Origin of the sequence: Arthrobacter koreensis (genome assembly GCF_009193255.1) — a bacterium.
Lineage (GTDB): Bacteria > Actinomycetota > Actinomycetes > Actinomycetales > Micrococcaceae > Arthrobacter_B > Arthrobacter_B koreensis.
Map to the genome: position 1 here is coordinate 726,460 of NZ_WACG01000001.1, position 19,298 is coordinate 745,757.

General features: G+C 66.3%; 17 protein-coding genes and 1 tRNA gene. 11 read left to right on the plus strand and 7 right to left on the minus strand.

The window, feature by feature from the left end; genetic code table 11:
- Positions 1 to 78: 78 nt before the first annotated feature.
- Positions 79 to 2,067 carry an acetate--CoA ligase gene (gene acs, locus GD628_RS03415; RefSeq protein ID WP_091601937.1) on the plus strand — a complete coding sequence of 663 codons (1,989 nt, stop codon included), beginning with the start codon at positions 79 to 81 and terminating at the stop codon, positions 2,065 to 2,067.
- An 82-nt stretch (positions 2,068 to 2,149) separates the two neighbouring features.
- On the opposite strand, the gene GD628_RS03420 is transcribed toward acs, so the two are convergent.
- Positions 2,150 to 2,572, minus strand: a complete 423-nt coding sequence (locus GD628_RS03420) for an organic hydroperoxide resistance protein (RefSeq protein WP_091601931.1) — start codon at positions 2,570 to 2,572, stop codon at positions 2,150 to 2,152.
- A gap of 119 nt (positions 2,573 to 2,691) precedes the next feature.
- Between GD628_RS03420 and GD628_RS03425 the strand changes: the two genes are divergently transcribed.
- The 3 genes from GD628_RS03425 to aroQ all read left to right on the plus strand — a co-directional run bounded on the left by GD628_RS03425 (position 2,692) and on the right by aroQ (position 5,209).
- Entirely contained in the window at positions 2,692 to 3,276 is a 585-nt protein-coding gene (locus GD628_RS03425) for a TetR/AcrR family transcriptional regulator (protein ID WP_152273826.1), read from the plus strand.
- 122 nt (positions 3,277 to 3,398) lie between these two features.
- Positions 3,399 to 4,727 (plus strand): MFS transporter, encoded by a 1,329-nt coding sequence (locus tag GD628_RS03430; protein WP_226802319.1) that lies wholly within the window; start codon positions 3,399 to 3,401, stop codon positions 4,725 to 4,727.
- A gap of 8 nt (positions 4,728 to 4,735) precedes the next feature.
- Positions 4,736 to 5,209: a type II 3-dehydroquinate dehydratase gene (aroQ, locus tag GD628_RS03435; RefSeq protein ID WP_152273827.1), complete on the plus strand. Its 474-nt coding sequence runs from the start codon at positions 4,736 to 4,738 to the stop codon at positions 5,207 to 5,209.
- Here aroQ and GD628_RS03440 read toward each other — a convergent pair.
- On the minus strand, positions 5,199 to 6,380 hold the full coding sequence (locus GD628_RS03440) for a MarP family serine protease (RefSeq protein ID WP_152273828.1): 1,182 nt from the start codon (positions 6,378 to 6,380) through the stop codon (positions 5,199 to 5,201). The genes aroQ and GD628_RS03440 overlap by 11 nt on opposite strands.
- Before the next feature lie 221 nt (positions 6,381 to 6,601).
- Here GD628_RS03440 and GD628_RS03445 point away from each other — a divergent pair, with 221 nt between their 5' ends.
- Positions 6,602 to 7,279 (plus strand): Crp/Fnr family transcriptional regulator, encoded by a 678-nt coding sequence (locus GD628_RS03445; protein WP_055239104.1) that lies wholly within the window; start codon positions 6,602 to 6,604, stop codon positions 7,277 to 7,279.
- Between the two features lie 71 nt (positions 7,280 to 7,350).
- On the opposite strand, the gene GD628_RS03450 is transcribed toward GD628_RS03445, so the two are convergent.
- The 3 genes from GD628_RS03450 to GD628_RS03460 are packed head-to-tail and all read right to left on the minus strand — an operon-like array spanning position 7,351 to position 8,892.
- Entirely contained in the window at positions 7,351 to 8,262 is a 912-nt protein-coding gene (locus GD628_RS03450) for an NUDIX hydrolase (protein WP_152273829.1), read from the minus strand.
- Positions 8,255 to 8,737 (minus strand): RidA family protein, encoded by a 483-nt coding sequence (locus GD628_RS03455; protein WP_152273830.1) that lies wholly within the window; start codon positions 8,735 to 8,737, stop codon positions 8,255 to 8,257. Before GD628_RS03455 ends, GD628_RS03450 begins: the two co-directional genes overlap by 8 nt.
- Complete coding sequence (locus tag GD628_RS03460) at positions 8,737 to 8,892, minus strand: Sp36 family protein (protein ID WP_141653630.1); 156 nt, start codon at positions 8,890 to 8,892, stop codon at positions 8,737 to 8,739. Before GD628_RS03460 ends, GD628_RS03455 begins: the two co-directional genes overlap by 1 nt.
- A 106-nt stretch (positions 8,893 to 8,998) precedes the next feature.
- On the opposite strand from GD628_RS03460, the gene GD628_RS03465 reads away from it, so the two are divergent.
- The 6 genes from GD628_RS03465 (at position 8,999) to GD628_RS03490 (ending at position 16,872) form a co-directional block, all read left to right on the plus strand.
- Positions 8,999 to 11,179 (plus strand): transglycosylase domain-containing protein, encoded by a 2,181-nt coding sequence (locus tag GD628_RS03465; protein ID WP_226802320.1) that lies wholly within the window; start codon positions 8,999 to 9,001, stop codon positions 11,177 to 11,179.
- Entirely contained in the window at positions 11,176 to 12,138 is a 963-nt protein-coding gene (locus GD628_RS03470) for a metallophosphoesterase (protein WP_152274218.1), read from the plus strand. Before GD628_RS03465 ends, GD628_RS03470 begins: the two co-directional genes overlap by 4 nt.
- 145 nt (positions 12,139 to 12,283) lie before the next feature.
- Entirely contained in the window at positions 12,284 to 14,098 is a 1,815-nt protein-coding gene (locus GD628_RS03475; protein WP_152273832.1) for an ABC transporter ATP-binding protein, read from the plus strand.
- 32 nt (positions 14,099 to 14,130) lie between these two features.
- Positions 14,131 to 15,957 carry an ABC transporter ATP-binding protein gene (locus GD628_RS03480; protein WP_152274219.1) on the plus strand — a complete coding sequence of 609 codons (1,827 nt, stop codon included), beginning with the start codon at positions 14,131 to 14,133 and terminating at the stop codon, positions 15,955 to 15,957.
- A gap of 105 nt (positions 15,958 to 16,062) precedes the next feature.
- A tRNA-Pro gene (locus GD628_RS03485) sits at positions 16,063 to 16,139 on the plus strand.
- A 94-nt stretch (positions 16,140 to 16,233) separates the two neighbouring features.
- The gene (locus tag GD628_RS03490; protein ID WP_152273833.1) at positions 16,234 to 16,872 is read left to right on the plus strand and encodes a dihydrofolate reductase family protein; all 639 of its coding nucleotides are present in this window, start codon (positions 16,234 to 16,236) and stop codon (positions 16,870 to 16,872) included.
- A 69-nt stretch (positions 16,873 to 16,941) separates the two neighbouring features.
- Here GD628_RS03490 and GD628_RS03495 read toward each other — a convergent pair whose 3' ends face one another.
- Positions 16,942 to 17,835 (minus strand): phosphoribosylaminoimidazolesuccinocarboxamide synthase, encoded by an 894-nt coding sequence (locus GD628_RS03495; protein ID WP_152273834.1) that lies wholly within the window; start codon positions 17,833 to 17,835, stop codon positions 16,942 to 16,944.
- Entirely contained in the window at positions 17,832 to 19,142 is a 1,311-nt protein-coding gene (gene purD, locus GD628_RS03500) for a phosphoribosylamine--glycine ligase (protein ID WP_152273835.1), read from the minus strand. Before purD ends, GD628_RS03495 begins: the two co-directional genes overlap by 4 nt.
- Between the last annotated feature and the right edge of the window lie 156 nt (positions 19,143 to 19,298).

Genomic DNA, 19,298 nt, shown 5'->3' on the forward strand with positions numbered 1-19,298 from the left:
CAAAGACCATCAACAGCCCCGCCGGCCGGGCAGACGCACGGCTCCGGCGCCGGGTGCAGCCAATGGAAAGGGTCCGAGATGACTGAACAGCCTCCGGTCAAGCAGCACGGTGACGCACTGGAGAACCTTTACCACGAGAGCCGCAGCTTTCCGCCGAGCGCGGAATTCGCGGCCGCAGCCGTGGCACAGCCCGGGGTCTACGAAGAGGCTGCGGCGTCGGGCCCCGAGTTCTGGGCAAAGCAGGCACGGGAACTGCTCACCTGGGATGAGGATTTCACCCAGACCTTGGACTGGACTGACGCGCCCTTTGCCAAGTGGTTCGTCGGCGGCAAGCTCAATGCCTCCTACAACGCCCTCGACCGGCATGTGGAAGAGGGCCGCGGCGACCGCGTAGCCATCTATTTCGAGGGCGAACCCGGGGACACCCGCACCTACACCTATGCCCAGCTCACCGAAGAGGTGAAGAGGGCCGCCAACGCCTTCGAGTCGCTGGGAGTCTCCAAGGGCGACCGCGTGGCCGTCTACCTGCCCATGATCCCGGAAGCCGTGATCACCATGCTTGCCTGCGCGCGCATCGGTGCCGTGCATTCGGTGGTCTTCGGAGGTTTCTCCGCCGATGCCCTGCGCAGCCGGATTGACGACGCCGAGGCCAAGCTGGTCGTCACCGCCGACGGCTCCTACCGCCGCGGAAAGCCCAGCCTGCTCAAGCCGGCAGTCGATGAGTCCCTGGTGAAGGAGGGGCACACGGTTTCAAACGTCGTCGTGGTCAAGCGAAACGGCGAGCCCGTCGAGTGGACCGATGGCCGCGATGTCTGGTGGGACGACGTCGTTGGTTCTGCGAGCGCCGAGCACACCGCCGTACCGCACGACTCCGAGCACCCGCTGTTCATCCTGTACACGTCCGGCACCACGGGCAAGCCCAAGGGCATCCTGCACACCACCGGCGGCTACCTGACCCAGACGGCGTTCACCCACCGGGCAACGTTCGACCTCAAGCCGGAGACGGACGTCTACTGGTGCACCGCCGACGTCGGCTGGGTTACCGGCCACAGCTACGTCACCTACGCACCGCTGGTCAACGGCGCCACGCAGCTGATGTACGAGGGAACCCCGGACACCCCGCACCAGGGACGCTGGTGGGAACTGGTGGAGAAGTACAAGGTTTCAATCCTGTACACGGCTCCGACGGCCATCCGCACCTGCATGAAGTGGGGCCGGGACATTCCCGGCAAGTTCAACCTGGACTCCATCCGGGTGCTGGGCACGGTGGGCGAACCCATCAACCCCGAAGCCTGGATGTGGTACCGCACGGTGATCGGCGGCAACGGCGGCAAGAAGGAAGTCCCGGCCCCAATCGTGGACACCTGGTGGCAGACGGAAACCGGCGCCCACATGATCGCGCCGATGCCCGGCGTCACGGCCACCAAGCCCGGTTCCGCCCAGGTTCCGGTGCCCGGTATTTCCGTGGACGTGGTGGACGAAATGGGCGAGCCCGTGCCCAACGGTTCCGGCGGCTTCCTGGTAGTCAAGGAGCCCTGGCCCTCCATGCTGCGCGGCATCTGGGGAGATCCGCAGCGGTTCAAGGACACCTACTGGTCCCGTTTCGACAACATGTACTTTGCCGGAGACGGTGCCAAGAAGGACGAGGACGGGGACATCTGGCTGCTGGGCCGCGTGGATGACGTGATGAACGTATCCGGACACCGGCTCTCCACCACGGAGATCGAATCCGCGCTGGTCAGCCATCCCTCAGTGGCTGAAGCCGCCGTGGTCGGTGCCACCGATGACACCACCGGCGAAGCTGTAGTCGCGTTCGTGATCCTGCGCGGCAGCGCCAAGGACGACGACGACATCGTCACCACGCTGCGCAACCACGTGGGCAAGGAAATCGGCCCGATCGCCAAGCCCAAGCACATCCTCGTGGTCCCGGAGCTGCCCAAGACCCGGTCCGGCAAGATCATGCGGCGCCTGCTAAAGGACGTGGCAGAGGGCCGCGAGCCGGGCGATTCGAGCACCCTTGCGGATAACACCGTGATGTCCCAGATCGCGGAGTCCCTGCGCAAGTAGTCCCCAAACGAGATGACAGAAACTGCCCGTATCGAGCTCGATACGGGCAGTTTCTGTCATTTCGATGGGGAGGGAGGAGGAATTAGCCGACGACGGCGTCCACTTCCACCTCGATGTTGCCGCGGGTGGCGTTGGAGTACGGGCAGACCTGGTGTGCTTCCTGGACCAGCTTGTCTGCCATGGCCTGGTCAACACCGGACATTTCAACGTGCAGGGCGACGGAGAGCTGGAAACCGCCCTCTTCCTTGGGATGGATGCTGACTTCTGAGGTCACTGCGCTGTCACTGATCTGTGCCTTGGCCTGGCGGGCAACCATCTTCAGTGCGGAATGGAAGCATGCGGCGTATCCGACGGCGAAGAGCTGTTCCGGGTTGGTCGCTCCGCCTGCGCCACCCATTTCGGCAGGAACGGCGAGGTCGACTTCGAGGAGTCCGTCGCTGGTGCGGGCCTCTCCGTTCCGGCCGTCACCGGTGGCCGTGGCAACTGCTGTGTAAAGGGCGCTCATCGGGTTCTCCTTCGGGTTGGAACACTTGGCTGTCGAAAAGCGGGGCTTTCCGCCGTTCAGCTAGTAGACTAACTAGTAAGTCTACTAATCGCCAGTCCGACGGTCCCAAGGAGGTTCCAGTGGCAGCACAGAACGACGGCGGCACGAGGCCGGTCCGGGAGCGCATCCTCGATGCCGCCACGGATGCCTTTTACCGCGACGGGATCCGCGCCGTCAGCGCGGACAAGATCATTGCCTCCGCCGGCACCACCAAGGTGACCTTCTACCGGAATTTCCCTACCAAGGATGACCTGGTGGCCGCCTACCTCGACCGGCAGTCGGAGCTGATCCGTACGGCGGCAGGAAATCTGCCCGCGGACCCCTGTGAAGCACTCCGGGCTCTGGCCCAGGTCATGGGGTCCGAAGCCTGCCGGCCCGGTTTCCGCGGCTGCCCGTTCATCAATGCGGCAGCCGAGTACCCGGCGAGCGACCACCCGGTGCGGGCCGCCGTCGCACGCCACCGGGACTGGTTTCGCGGACTGGTGGCCGAACTCGCGGGCCGGCTCGGCGCCGCCGATCCCGAGCTCGCCGCGGACCAGCTGATCATGCTGCGCGACGGCGCCATGGTCCACGGCTACGTTGCCGATCCCCGGGCGGTAGGAGCCGCCCTGCTCCAGGCCGGTGCCGCCGTCCTGCAGCAGCACCTCCCCTCGGCGCTGCACTAAGCCGCCGCACTGCACGCCGGGGGCCACCGCTCAGCGCGCGGAAGACGCGCCCAGCGACCCAAATCGTGACGTTCGGCTCAGCAACTGGCCAAAGCCGCCGGCACCTAGCACAATCAGCACTTGTGTCTACTTCCTCCACCACGGTGAATCCCGCCCAGCGTTCCCGGATGGCCCGCAGGGTCGCCGGCGCCTCCTTCGTCGGGACAGCACTGGAATCCTATGACTTCTATGTCTTCGGCACTGCCGCCGCCCTGATCCTGAACCGGGTGTTCTTCCCCGACGTCGATCCGCTGACCGGAACGCTCCTGGCCTTCCTTTCCCTGGGCATGGGCTTCGTCGCCCGGCCGCTGGGCGCCGTGCTGTTCGGCCACATTGGGGACCGCGTGGGCCGGAAGAAGTCCCTCATCTACACCATCGTCCTGATGGGCCTGGCCACCGGCATCATTGGCCTGCTTCCGGACTACTCCACCATCGGTGTCTGGGCTCCGATCCTGCTGGTGGCCCTGCGGCTGCTGCAGGGCCTGGCCGTTGGCGGAGAATGGGGCGGCGCCGTCCTGATTGCCAGCGAGCACGCCGAACCGCGCAAGCGAGCCCTCTACGCCGCCATCCCGCAGATCGGCTCCCCGGTGGGCACCATCATGGTCACCGCCACCTTCCTGATCCTCACCCAGGTCTCCCCCGAGGCCATGGAAGCCGGCGTCTGGCGCATTCCCTTCCTCCTCGCGTTCCCCTTCATGGCAGTAGCGCTCTACCTGCGCCTGGCCATCGACGAGACCCCGGTCTTCAAGGACGTCGCCGAGCACAACCAGGTGGCCCGCGTCCCGGTCCTGGAGGTGCTGCGGTCCCAGCCCGCCGCCGTCGTTATCGCCATGGCCGCCGCCCTGCTGGGCATCGGCTCCTACTTCCTGATGACCACCTACACCCAGGCCTACGGCGTGGGTGTCCTGGGACTGTCCGAATCCACGGTACTCAACGCCGCCCTGGTGGGCTCGGTCCTGCAGCTGGCCACCATTCCGGCCTTCGGCTGGCTGGCCACGAAGATTGGTTCGGCGAAGGTAGTCGCCGGCGGCGCGGCAGCCACAGCGCTGATTTCCTTCCCGCTGTACTACCTGATCAGCATTGCGGACCAGCCGCTGTACATCCTGACCATCCTGATCGGCGGCATCGCCCCGACCGCTGCCTGGGCAGCGCTGGGCGGACTGATGGCGGACCTGTTCCCGGCCCGGACGGGGTACACAGCCATGTCCCTGGCCTACAGCTTCGCCGGCATTGCCGCAGGCTTCACACCGGCCGTCACCCAGCTCTTCTCCGAAGCAACCGGCGCCGCCTGGTGGCACCCCGGCGCGGTACTGGCCCTGATGTCCCTGATCACGATCGCCGGCTCCCTCGCGGCAGCCCGCCGGATTCGGGCGCAGTCACAGACGGCGGACGCAGAGACGGTTGCGGCATAGTTGAACCCATGACTACAGAACGCACCCGCAACCTCCTGGTCCTGAACGGCCCCAACCTCAACCTGCTGGGGACGCGCGAACCCGCGGTGTACGGGACGGACACGCTGGATGATGTGGAAGCCGCGGCAGTTGGAGCCGCGGAATCCCATGGCTGGACGGCGGACTGCATCCAGTCCAACCACGAAGGCGACCTGATCGATGCCATTCACGGGGCTCCGGGCCTGGCCGACGCAATCATCATCAACCCCGCCGCCTACAGCCACACCTCGGTGGCTATCCGCGACGCCCTCTCCGGAGTCGGCCTTCCCGTGGTGGAAGTCCATCTGAGCAACATCCACAAGCGGGAGGAGTTCCGGCACCACTCGTTCGTCTCCGCGGTAGCGGAGGTGGTCATCTGCGGTGCAGGAATCGCCGGCTACCGCATGGCAGTGGACTACATTGCCGCGAAACTGGACGCAGCAGCCGGGTCCGCTACTCGCTGATGCACTCCCCCGGGGACACCGCACTGCTGTACCCGGGGGCGGCCTCGGCGATCGGGCCAAGTTCGGCAAGGGACAGCGCGTACCCAATCGGCTGATCGCCGGTGGTCTTGGCGAAGACCACTCCGGCAACCTGGCCGTCGATATCCAGCAGCGGACCACCAGAGTTGCCCTGCTGGACGTTCGCCGCCAGCGTGTAGACCTCCAGGACTTCCGGCGAGGTTCCGTAAATACTGCGCACGGAGACGTCGCCGAGGTTCTGCACGACGGCGGGCTGGAGCCTGAAGGGTCCGCCTGCCGGATAGCCCGCGAACCCCGCGGTTGTTCCCGCTGGAAGTTCGGTGCCCAGGGGCAGCGGCTTCGCGTCCAGGTTGTCCACAGCGATGACGGCGAGGTCCCTGGCCGGGTCGAAGTGCACCACGCGTCCGGGCAGCACCCCGCCCCCGGGGACCTGGACCACCGGTTCGCTCACTCCGGCAACCACGTGCGCGTTGGTGATCACCCGGTCTTCCGCGACGACGAACCCTGATCCGGTCTGGTTCTGGCCGCACTGGAACGCGGTGCCGGTGATCTTCAGGACCGAGGACGACGCAGCGGTCAGGGCCTCCGAACTGATGCCGTCGGCAGGAAGCTCGACCGTTTCGGGAGCCGCGCCGTCGAAAATCCGCGGCAGCCCTTCGTCGAGGGTGAAGGAGCGCACCTGCGCAGCCACCGTCTTCACCGCGTTCGGAGTGATCGAATCGATGGTCATCAGGACCTTCGACGAGGCGATCTGCTGTGACAGGAAGGGCATGCCCAGTGTGCCGATGCTGAACGCGAGCATGGACATCACCACCGCGGCCACCACAACGTTCAGGGCACCGCCGAGGATGCGGTCCAGTGCACGCAGCGGCGCGAAGTTGAACCACCGGCGCACCGCACCGCCGAGCGCTGCGCCGGCCGCGTGGCCCACCAGGACCAGCACGACGGCGGTGGCGATCACCGCTACCAGGCGCCAGGTCTCATCCGGCACCCAGCCCGAAACCAGCGGGATGGCGAAGAACGCCGCGGTGGCACCGGCCACGAACCCGACGATTCCGCCGAGGGTAACCGCCAAGCCGTTCCGCAGGCCTGCCAGCAGGTAAAAAAGCAGGGAGAGGCCCAGAATGATGTCCAGAACGGTGAATCCGAGCACAAAGAGCTCCAATATGGTGTACGTACGCGTGGCGGCTGCCGGTCAAGAGCCCCTTTGCCTCCCGAGTCTAGCGGCCGCTGGTGACGATTCCACGGGCGTGTAATCCTGCGCACATTAGGCAGGCGTTTTATCATCCGAGGGCGAACAAGGCTATTACGGCTGTCACATGCCCGTTCGGTGCGGCAAGATAGTAGAAGCGACAACTATTAACAGGAGATTTCATGGATATCGAGGTATTGCGCCGCGCGCCTTTGTTCGCCTCACTGGGAGACGACGTCTTCGCCGCTTTGACCGACGAACTCACCGAGGTCGATCTGTCCCGCGGAGCATCTGTCTTCCGCGAAGGTGACCAGGGCGACCAGCTCTATTTCATCGTGTCCGGAAAGATCAAGCTGGGGCGTTCGGCTCCTGACGGCCGCGAAAACCTGCTGGCCATCCTTGGCCCGGGCGAGCTGTTCGGCGAGATGGCCCTTTTCGACCCGAGCCCCCGCACCGCCACGGCCACTGCCGTGTCCGAAACGCGCCTGGCCGGTCTGCGCCACGAGAACCTGCGCGCACTGATCGAGACGCGCCCCGAGGTATCGGTACAGCTGCTGCAGGCCCTGGCCCGCCGCCTGCGCCGCACCAATGAGTCCCTGGCAGACCTCGTCTTCTCCGACGTGCCCGGCCGCGTTGCCAAGGCTCTGCTGGACCTGGCGGACCGGTTTGGCCGGCCGGCGACGGACGGCATCCTGGTGGCCCACGAACTGACCCAGGAAGAGCTGGCCCAGTTGGTTGGCGCTTCCCGTGAAACCGTGAACAAGGCACTGGCCGAGTTCGTCCAGCGCGGCTGGCTGCGGCTGGAGGCACGCGCCGTCGTCATCCTTGACGTCCAGCGCCTGCGCCAGCGCTCCCGCTGAGTCTCTCCAGACAAACAGAAAAGCGGCACCGCCTTCCTCCCGGAAGCGGTGCCGCTTTTCTGTGTGCTAACTCAGCGGCCGCGGTGCCCGGAACCTTCAGCGGCGTCGACGGCGGTCACCCGCAGGGCGTAACCGCCGTCAGCTTCCACCAGCTCCGGCTGGAAAACCTCGTTCGCTCGCCGGTGGGCAAGGTAGGCAATGCAGCCCCTGGCCTTGGCCAGCTTTTCGATCATCAGCGCCACGGCGGGCACGGTGAGCTGTTCCAGCGTCAGCCCGACGGTGTCCGGCTGACCGACTTCGTCCCCGAGTTCCGTGGTGGCTGCACGTTCCATTTCGACTGCTGCCGCACGCCATTGCCCCCAGATGCCCTTGCTCTCCAGGAGCGAGGTTTCCTGCCCGAGGGGCTGGACGGCGGCGAAATAACGGGTGTCGAAGCGGCGCAGCGCAAAGTCCGCAGTCAGCCAGTGGGTGAGCGGCCGCAGCAGGTCGCTGCGCAGGCCGAGTCCGCGGCGGGCCAGCAGCTCAGGAAAGGACTCGTCGCCGGCGGCGATGCCGACCCGCGCGGCCATCCATTCCGGGCCCCGGTTGCTTTCCAGCAGTGTGGACCCGTCCGGGCCGGCCAGCAGCACGCCGGTCTCCTCAAACAGCTCCCGGGCAGCGGCTACGACGTGGCGTCGGGCTTCCTGGGCATCGTCCATCCCCAGGGTCCGCGCCCATTCGGCGGGTGTTGGACCGTACCAGTCGACGGGATCGCCGTCGGCTTCTTCCAGGCTGCCGCCGGGAAAGGCGATCTTCCCCAGCGGGGATTCGCCCCGGCGGTAGCGCAGGAACACTTCGGCTCCCTGGCGGGAGTCACGCAGCAGCAGGACGGAGGAGGCAGCCCTTGGCTTGCGGGCGGTGCCTTCCTCCCGTTCGAACCAGCTTTGCGCTGCACCCTGTTGCCAGGGCGGCAGCTGGAAATGCCGGGTGGAGACGTTAGGCAAACTCTGCGATCACTTCCACTTCCACCGGCGCGTTCAGCGGCAGCACTGCCACGCCGACGGCGGAACGGGCGTGGCTGCCCGCCTCACCGAATACCTGTCCCAGGAGTTCCGAAGCTCCATTGATGACGCCGGGCTGGCCGGTGAAGGACGGGTCCGAGGCCACGAAGCCCACAACCTTCACAATCCGGGTGACCCGGTCCAGGTCACCGATCTGCGCCTTGATGGCGGCCAGTGCGTTCACTGCGCAGCGCGCGGCGTACGTCTTTGCGTCCTCGGCGCTCACGTCCGCGCCGACCTTGCCGGCGGCCGTCAGCGCACCGTCGATGAAGGGCAGCTGGCCGGAGGTGTACACGTGGTTCCCGCTCACTACGGCAGGAACGTAGGCTGCCACCGGCGCGGCGACCGGGGGCAGTTCCAGGCCGAGTTCGGCCAGGCGCTGCTCGACGGCGGAAACCGCCTCCGGGGCAGTGCTCATCAGGCCTTCTCCCGCTTCATGTAGGCCACTGAACCGGTGCCATTCGGGGCCGGGGTGATCTGCACCAGTTCCCATCCTTCTTCACCGTGCATGTTCAGCACGGCGCCGGGGGTGTGCAAAGGCAGCGGTGTAATGAAGTATTCCCATTTGCTCATGATCCAAAGACTAGCGCGTGCTTGTAGACTGATCCGCATGGCAGCTCGCAAATCTCCTTTTTTTGACACGGCTACCACTCTGGGCAAGATTGTGGCCTTCTTTGGGGTGAGCACTTTATGCGGCGTCCTCGCCGCCGGGCTGCTGGTACCGGCCGCCGCTGCCGCGGGTACTGCGGCATCCGGATCCATCCAGTTCTTCGACCAGCTGCCTTCCGAACTGAAGCGCGGGGCACTGGCTGAGCCATCCCGTATCTACGCGAACGACGGCTCGCTGATCGCCACCCTGTATGAGGAGAACCGGCAGCCGATCACGCTGGACGAGGTCTCGCCCCACATGATCGACGCCATGCTGGCCATCGAGGACGACCGCTACTACGAACACGGCGGCGTTGACCTGCAGGGCATCTTCAGCGCCATCATCTCCAACGTCACCTCGGACCGTACGCGCGGCGCTTCCACCATCACGCAGCAGTACGTGAACAACGTGATCATCGATACCAACCTCCAGGAAGGCGGGGAGGTGGTCTTCAGCGGACAGAAGACCGTCGGTGACAAGCTGCGCGAAATCAAGCTGGCCATTGCCGTGGAGAAGGAGCTCAGCAAGGACGAGATCCTGGAAGGCTACTTCAACATTGTTCCGTTCAGCGGAACCACCTTCGGCGTGCAGGCAGCCTCCAAGTACTTCTTCAACGTCGATGCCAAGGACCTGAGCATCGCGCAGGCCGCGCTGCTGGCCGGCGTGGTCAACGGCCCCACCTTCTACAGCCCGGAACTGAACCCGGAGCGTTCCCTTGCCCGGCGGAACCTCGTGCTGGACGCGATGCTGGATAAGGGCCGCATCACCCAGGAAGAGCACGACGCCGCGGTTGCCACCGGCCTCGAGCTGAACCTCACCCCGGTCCTCAACGGCTGTGTCGGCGCGGAACAGGCGCCCTACTTCTGTGACTACGTCAAGCAGCTGGTGCTCAACGATGACCGCTACGGAGCCACGCCGGAGGACCGCAATAAGCTGCTGTACCGCGGCGGGCTGAGCATCACCACCACGCTCAACCCCACCCTGCAGAACGCGGCCCAGGCAGCGATCAACGAGACCGCCAATCCGGACACCACCGATGCGGAAATCGGCCACTCAATGGTCAGCGTGGAGCCGGGCACCGGCAAGATCCTGGTGATGGCGCAGAACACCCGGTACACCCCTGAACTGGCACCCGGTAACTCCGTGCAGAACTTCAACGTGGACGCGTACCAGGACGGCGATCCCAACAAGATCCTCAACGGTTTGGGCGGGTTCCAGCCCGGTTCCACGTACAAGCCGTTCACGGTGGCTGCGTGGCTCGATTCGGGCAAGACGCTCAACGCCCAGCTGAACGGCCAAAAGCGGACGTACCCTGCCGGACACACCTGGAACGCCAGCTGCCTGCCCGGCGGCCGGTACGCCATCCTTGACCCGTGGACTCCGATTAACTACGGAGACACGAACTACCGCAACACGACAGTGCTGGATGGCCTGGCCCAGTCCTTGAACACCATCACGCTGGCTGAGGCCAATGAGCTGGACCTGTGCAAGTTCCAGCAGATGGCCTTCGCCTCGGGTGTGCACAACGGCAAGAGCGCCTCCGGTGAACGCGAGATGCTGGCCGTGAACCCGCCGTCGACCTTCGGCGGCGGCGGCGACGCCTCGCCGCTGTCCATGGCAACGGGCTTTGCGACCTTCGCCGCTGACGGCCTTATGTGCGAACCCCGTGCACTGGAGTCGGTAAAGAGCAGCGACGGAACTGAATACCCGGTTCCGGAGCAGGACTGCGAGCAGGTCATGCGCAAGGAAGTGGCCCAGGGCGTCAACGTGGCCACCCAGCGCGTGATGACCAACGGCTCCGGCATCAACCTGCAGGTGGGCGTGCCCACTGCCGGCAAGACCGGTACCAATGACTACCGGTCCCAGACCTGGTTCATGGGCTACAGCACCGGACTCTCCACGGCATCCTGGATTGGCAACTGGAAAGCCAACAACACCACCATGTCCGAGAAGCTGATCGGCGGCCGGTACTACCCCGAGATCGACGGCTCCCTGATTGCCGGCCCGTCGTGGAAGAACTTCATCCAGCGCGTCCCGGGCCAGTACCGGGCAGATCCGTTCCCCGCCCCGCCGGCCAACATCGTGGGGCAGGCTCCTGCCCCGGCCCGACCGGCCCCCAGCTCCCCGGCCCCGAACCGGGACAACAACCGGGACAACGGCAACAACGGCAACAACGGCAACAACGGCAACAACCGGAACAACGACGACTGACCTTGGCAACTGAACATCCGGTGGCCCCGGTCCTTCGATCCGCCGCGTGGACCGCCGGCAGCTTCGCGGCTGCCGGCGCTGCGGCCCTCGCCTACGGCTCCCTCATCGAGCGGAACCTCTTCGGCATCCGCACCGAGACGGTGGCGGTGCTCCCTCTGGGCAGCAAGCCGATGCGGGTCCTCCATCTCTCGGACATCCACTACGTTCCCGGCCAGGACCGCAAGACCCGCTGGCTGCACTCCCTGGCGGACCTGGAACCTGATCTGGTGGTCAATACCGGGGACAATCTCAGCCATCAGCAGGCCGTGCCTCCGCTGCTGGAAGCGCTGAAGCCGCTGATGCGGTTCCCCGGCGTGTTCGTTCCCGGCTCCAATGACTACTACGCGCCCGTCCTGAAGAACCCGTTCACGTACTTCACCTCGCCGTCCAAGCTGCGGAAGAATCCGGCCAAACTGCCCTGGGCAGACATGTTCACGGCCTTCGGCAACGCGGGCTGGATCGACCTCACCAACCGGAACCAGTCCGTGGTCCTCAACGGTCTGCGCCTGGACTTCTCCGGCGTTGATGATCCGCACCTGAAGCGCGACCGGTATGCCGGCTTCCCGGCCGGGAGCTCGACGTCGTCCTCCGCACGGCACGTGCGCATCGGCGTCGCGCATGCCCCGTACCAGCGGGTGCTGGATTACTTCACCGACGGCGGTGCCCAGCTGATCCTGGCCGGACACACCCACGGCGGGCAGGTCTGCATTCCGGGTTACGGCGCTCTGGTGAGCAACTGCGACCTTCCCACCTGGCGGGCCAAGGGCCTGACGGACTGGGAACACAACGGGCGCACCGTGCCGCTGAATGTCTCGGCCGGCATCGGCACCTCCCGGTTCGCCCCGGTGCGGTTCGCCTGCAGGCCGGAAGCCGTGCTGCTCACCCTCACCCCCGCCGAGAGGCCAGTTACGGCTTCTTAGAGCGCCGAAACGAGCCGTAAGTGGCCTCTCGGCGGGAGGGGCGAAACCGGCACGCGGCGTCGTAACCATGCCCGGCGTGGCCTAGGATTGAGCGGTATCCGGCCCGCACCCCTCGGCGCGGACCTCTCGATCTCGAAGAGGATTCATGCCCCCGCAGACATCATTGTGGCAATCCCTGGGGCGCCTGTACCCGCACATCAAACCGATCCTCCCCCGGCTGTTCCTTGGCTTCCTCTGCGCGGTCGGCGCCAGCGTCGTCGCGCTGGCCATCCCGCAGGTCCTCCGGATCCTGGTGAACAATTACCTCGCCCCCGGCGGTGCGGTCACCGCACTGTGGTGGGCCACCGGCATCGTCCTGGCCCTGGGGACGCTGGAAGCCGTGTTCATGGCACTGCGGCGGCAGTTCGCCGTCGCGCCGTCCACTCTTGTGGAAACCAGCCTGCGGACCTCCTTTTACCGCCACCTGCAGGACCTTTCCGTCGCGTTCCATGACCGCTGGGGCTCCGGGCAGCTGCTCTCCCGCGCCATGAGCGACCTGAACCTGATCCGCCGCTGGATGGCATTCGGCGCCCTGATGCTGATCGTCACGGCGCTGACGGTGCTCATTGGCGTCACCATCATGTTCTTCACGGCCTGGCAGCTGGCCATCGTGTTCCTGCTCGCCGCCGTGCCGATCATCGTTTACGGCTTCAAGTTCCGCCGCTTCTACGGCCGGGTATCTCGCCGAAGCCAGGACCAGGCCGGAGACCTGGCTACCACCGTGGAAGAATCGGTCCACGGCATCCGCGTTTTGAAGGCTTTCGGCCGCAGTTCCGAGGCGCTGGACGCGTTCGAAGAGCAGGCCGAGGGCCTGCGCCAGACCGAGGTGTACAAGGCGAATTCACTGGCCAAGTTCTCCCTGGTGGTGACTCTCCTTCCGGAGGCAGCACTGGCTGTCTCCCTGGTCCTGGGCATCCTGCTGGTCAACGACGGACAGGTGAGCATTGGCGCGCTGGTGGCTTTCTTTGCCACCGCTGCGGTGGTTGCCGGACCGGTGGAGTCCATGGGACCGCTGCTGTCCATGACGCTGACGGCCGCCACCGCGATCGACCGGCACTTCGAGGTCATGGATGCCAGGCGCACCATCACCGATCCGAAACACCCGGTGCAGCCGAAGGAAGTCCACGGCCGGCTTTCCTTCGAGGACGTGCACTTTGCCTACCCGGACGCCGCGCCGGACCGCCCGGACGTGCTCGACGGCGTGAGCCTGGACCTGCGTGCCGGTGAGACCATGGCGCTGGTCGGCATCACCGGCAGCGGCAAGTCCACTCTGCTGCAGCTGGTCCCCCGGCTATACGACGTCACCGCCGGCAGCATCCGGATCGACGGCGTCGACGTGCGGGACTACCCGCTGACGGAACTGCGCCGCATCGTATCGGTGGCCTTCGAGGAGACCACCCTGTTCTCCAGCTCAGTCCGGGACAATGTACTGCTCGGAGCTGACGCCGCCAGCGGCTCCGAAGCCGCGGACCTCCTGCGAGAAGCCCTGGACGTAGCGCAGGCCCAGTTTGTCTATTCGCTTCCGGACGGCGTGGACACGCTGATCGGGGAAGAGGGACTCAGTCTTTCCGGCGGGCAGCGCCAGCGCGTGGCGCTGGCACGTGCGATTGCTGCCCGGCCCACGGTCCTGGTTCTGGATGACCCGCTCTCCGCGCTGGACGTACGCACCGAGGAACTGGTGGAGCACCGGCTCCGCGAGGTCCTCGCGGAGACCACCACGCTGGTGGTGGCCCACCGTCCCTCCACAGTCTCCCTGGCGGACCGCGTGGCCCTGATACAGGACGGCAGGATCGCCGCCGTCGGCACCCACGCTGAGCTCCTGGCCCAGAATGAGCACTACCGCCACGTGATCGCCAGCCTCCCGGCCTCGCCGCAGGACCTGGACAGTGGACTCGAAGACGAAAGAGAGGTTCTCCGGTGAGCCGGTTCAGCATCCGCCGTCCCGGTGCGCCCCTGCCGGGCCCGGCACGGGCAGACAACGCCGTTGGCACGTCCGGCGAGGACAACCTGGACCTGGACCGGGAGCAGAACCTGGCCGTGCGGCGTCGTTCGCTATCCCTGCTGGCGTCCCTGGTCCGCCCCAACCGCGGACGGTTCATCTTCACCATCGCACTGGTGGTGTTCTCGCAGGCCGCCCGGGTCGCCGGACCCGCGATCATCGCCTTCGGCATCGACCACGCCCTGCCCGCCCTGCAGGACGGCAGTTCCCTTCCGCTGCTGGCGGCCGGCGGCACCTACCTGCTCGCAGCGGTCCTGGCGGCCGGGCTGACGGCAGGCTACGTCCGTTCCACGGCGCAGCTCAGCCAGGCAATGCTGCTGGACCTGCGGCTCCGGGTGTTCCGGCATACCCAGCGGCTGAGCCTCGAGTTCCATGAACGCTACACCTCGGGCAGAATCATCTCGCGTCAGACCTCGGACCTCGAGGCGCTGCGTGAACTGCTGGATTCGGGCATCAGTTCCCTGGCCTCGGGTGCTATGTACATGGTCTTCGTGGCCGTCAGCATCTTCGCCCTGGATTGGCGCACCGGAGTGCTGCTCTGCGTGGCGTTCGTGCCGATGTTCCTGCTGACCCGCTGGTACCAGAAGCGCTCCCAGATCGCGTACCGGGCCTCCCGGGTGACCTCGGCAAAACTGATCGTCCACTTCATCGAAACGATGACCGGCATCCGCGCCGTGAAGGCCTTCCGCCGGGAGACCGTCAACGCCGAGAAGAATGACGAACTGGCCGAGGACTACCGCCGGGCCACCCTCCGCTCCATCAACCTCAACGGTGTGTTCCAGCCCGGCCTGATCTTCATCGGCAACGCGACCGTGGCCGTGGTGCTGCTGGTGGGCGGTTACCGGGTGCTCGACGGCGGCCTGGAAGTCGGCGCGCTGCTGGCCCTGCTGCTCTACGCCAAGCGGTTCTTCCAGCCGGTGGACCAGATGGCCATGTTCTACAACTCGTTCCAGTCCGCCTCCGCGGCCCTCGAAAAGGTGTCCGGCCTGCTGGAAGAAGTCCCCACCGTCCGTCCGCCCCGCCAGCCGGTGGAACTTCGGGACGCCAAGGGGGACGTAAGGTTCGACGGCGTCGAATTCCGTTACGGGGACGGCCCGCTGGTCCTGCCCCGACTGGACCTGCACATCCCCGCCGGGCAGACCGTGGCCCTGGTGGGCCAGACCGGTGCCGGCAAATCCACCCTCGCCAAACTGATCGCCCGGTTCTATGACCCATCGGACGGTGCAGTGCTGCTGGACGGCGTGGACCTGCGGAACCTCACGCAGCGCGACCTGCGCCGCGCCGTCGTCATGGTTACCCAGGAAGCGTTCCTGTTCAGCGGCTCGGTGGCGGAGAACATTGCCCTGGGCAAACCGGGCGCCTCGCCGCAGGAAATCGAAGCCGCTGCCCGTGCCGTGGGCGCCCACGATTTCATCGAGTCTTTGCCCGAGGGTTATGAGACCGATGTAAACAAGCGCGGCGGCCGGGTCTCGGCCGGGCAGCGCCAGCTGATCAGCTTTGCCCGCGCCTTCCTCGCCGACCCGGCGGTGCTGATTCTCGACGAAGCGACGTCCTCCCTGGACGTGCCCAGCGAGCGGCTGGTGCAGCAGGGCTTGAAGACGCTGCTGGGCAACCGGACCGCGCTGATCATCGCCCACCGGCTTTCAACGGTTGAAATCGCGGACCGGGTGCTGGTCATGGATTCCGGCGCTGTGGTGGAAGACGGCACGCCTGCCGAGCTCACCAGCGGAACCGGACGCTTCGCGGCACTCAATGCCGCCTGGCAGGACTCGCTCGTGTAACGCTGTTGCCTGTCGCAGGGCGCTGATTTCGCGCTCCCGCAGGTTGTCGAGTACACTTGTAAAGTTGCTTGGCCGGGAGGGAAACCTCCGGATGAGCAGTGGTTACGGGGTGTGGCGCAGCTTGGTAGCGCGCGTCGTTCGGGACGACGAGGTCGCAGGTTCAAATCCTGTCACCCCGACCAAAACAGGAAAGGACCCATCGTTTTCGATGGGTCCTTTTTGCTGTGCCGGCGAGTATGCTCTGGAACATCCCTCACCAAGACACCAGGAGTTCCCATGGCTGTCCGCGTTGACCTGAACATCTCCCTTGACGGGTACGCCACCACCACGGACCAGACTCGGGAGAAGCCGTTCGGGGAAGACTGGGGACGGCTGGTTGGGCCATATACCGCCACGCGTACCTTCCAGGAGCGGGTGCTGAAGCAGCCCGGTAAGGGCACCACCGGGGTGGATGACACATACGCCGCCGCCTACTTCGAGGGCATCGGGGCGGAAATCATGGGCGCCGGGATGTTCGGCCTGCACAATTTCCCGGACGATCCCGAGTGGAAGGGCTGGTGGGGAGATGAGACGCCGTTCCAGTACCCGGTCTTCATCCTCACCCATGACGCCCGTGAACCCATCGACATGCCCGACGGCACCCGGTTCGAGTTCCTTGCCGCCTCGCCGCAGGAAGCCCTGGACCGGGCCCTCGACGCCGCGGCCGGCCAGGACGTACGGATCGGCGGCGGGCCAACGGTCATTAAGTCGTTTCTTAAAGCGGGATTGGTGGACCGGATCCACGTAGGCATCACACCGATCCTGCTGGGCCGCGGCATCAACCTGTGGGAGGGCCTGCGCGGCCTGGAGAACGGTTACAAGGCCCGCTCGGAAGCGGCTGACGACGGCGTCACCCACCTGACGTTCTTCCGCTAAGTCCGCGCGACAGGCGCCACACAACACCGCAGGCCCCGGGAAACCCCGGGGCCTGCGGTCATGGAAATCCTAGACGAAGCTCTTTCCGGTCAGCCGCTCGTACGCTTCTACGTACCTCGCACGCGTGCGGTCGATAACATCCTCGGGCAGGGCCGGCGGCGGGGTGTCCGCTGCCTTGTCCCAGCCAGACTCGGGCGAGGTCAGCCAGTCCCGGACGTACTGCTTGTCGAAGGAAGGCTGGGCCTTGCCCGGTTCGTACAGCGAAGCGTCCCAGAAGCGCGAGGAATCCGGGGTGAGTACCTCGTCGCCAAGGGTCACCAGGCCGGTCGCCGGATCCAGGCCAAACTCCACCTTGGTATCCGCCAGGATGATTCCGCGGTCCCGCGCAATGGCCTCGGCCGTGGTGTAGATCTCCAGGGTCAGGTCCCGGATCTGCGCGGCCGTCTCGGCACCCACCGCGGCCACGACGGCGTCGTAATTGATGTTCTCGTCATGCTCGCCCACCTCGGCCTTGGCCGAGGGAGTGAAAATAGCCGGCTCAATCCGCGAGCCGTCAACGAGCCCGGCGGGCAGCGGAACGTCGCACACGGTCTGCGACTGCCGGTACTCCGCCAGTCCGGAGCCGGTGAGGTAGCCGCGGGCAATGGCTTCCACGGGGTACATTTCAAGCTTCTTGCAGATCATGGCCCGGCCGGCCACTTCGGCGGGCACGCCCTCGTCAGCGGAAAGCACATGGTTCGGAACGCTGCCCAGCTGCTCGAACCACCACAGGCTCAGCTGCGTCAGGATGCGGCCCTTGTCCGGGATGATGCTGGAGAGCACGTGGTCGTAGGCGCTGATCCGGTCGCTGGCCACAACCAGCACCCGGTCCTGCGCGGCGTCCGGTCCGGCGGGCACGTACAGGTCCCGCACCTTCCCGGAGTAGATGTGGTTCCAGCCGTCCAGCTGCGGTGCGGTGCTCATGCCAGGTCCTCTTCGATGTCAGCGCCTGCGCTGCCGGCAGGGACCACGATGTCGCCGCGCTCGGCTTTCAGCGCGATGTCACCGCGGTGCTGGGAACCCTCAAGGTCAATGGCGTCCACGCCCTGGTAGGCGAGTTCCCTTGCCTGCGCCAGGTTCTCCCCCAGTGCGACGACGGCCAGGACCCGTCCGCCCGCGCTCACGATCTCGTTGGCTTCCATGGCGGTGCCGGCATGCAGCACGTGAACGCCCTCGATCGCCTCGGCTTCCACGAGTCCCAGGATCGGGTCGCCGGTGCGCGGAGTGTCAGGGTAGTTTTCGGACGCGACGACGACGGCGACTGCCGTGCGGGCATCCCACTTCAACTGTTCCATGGCATCCAGTTCACCCTTGGCGGCAGCCAGCAGCAGTCCGCCGAGCGGGGTCTTCAGCCGGGCCAGCACCGCCTGGGTTTCCGGATCGCCGAAGCGCGCGTTGAACTCGATGACCCGCAGTCCGCGGGAGGTCAGGGCCAGGCCGCAGTACAGCACTCCGACAAACGGGGTGCCGCGGGAGGCCATCTCATCCACGGTGGGCTGCGCCACCCGGGCAATGACATCGTCCACCAGGTTGGCCGGGGCCCACTCCAGCGGGGAGTAGGCGCCCATGCCGCCGGTATTGGGGCCTTCGTCGTTGTCGAAGATGCGCTTGAAGTCCTGGGCCGGGGCCAGCGGCACCACGTGCCGCCCGTCGGAGAGGACAAACAGGGAGACCTCGGGGCCGTCCAGGAACTCCTCGATGACCACCGTTCCGCCGGCGTCGAAGCAGGCCTGCGCGTGGGCCAGCGCTTCGTCCCGGTCCGATGTCACAACAACGCCCTTGCCGGCGGCCAGCCCGTCATCCTTGACCACGTAGGGAGCACCGAAGGTGTCCAGCGCGTCGGCGGCTTCGTCCGGTGTCGCAGCGACCCGGGCCATCGCCGTGGGCACGTTCGCCTCGGCCATGACCTGCTTCGCGAAAGCCTTGGAGGCTTCCAGCTGGGCTGCTGCCCTGGAAGGACCGAAAACCGGAATGCCGGCCTCCGCGAGGGCGTCTGCAACACCGGCTGCCAGCGGCGCTTCCGGGCCGACGACGACGAGGTCGGAACCGAGCTCACGGGCCAGGGCTGTCACGGCTTCCGGATCGCTGGCCTTGATGGAATGGACTGGCACTACCTGCGCGATGCCCGCGTTGCCGGGAGCCGCGTGGACTTCCGAAACGTAGGGGTCGGCCAGCAGGGCCCGGACAATGGCATGTTCGCGGCCGCCGGGGCCAACAACGAGAACCTTCACAAGAGTTCAGACTACTGGCTGGGATGCACGCCCCGAAAGCCGCCGCTGGTCCGTGACGCGGCCCGCGCAGGGGTGGATTTCCCGCCGACCCGTTGCCCGGCGGCGCCTGCCGCCGGATAGTGAATCACGGCGGGGCTTTGGCCCCGCCGGGCCGGG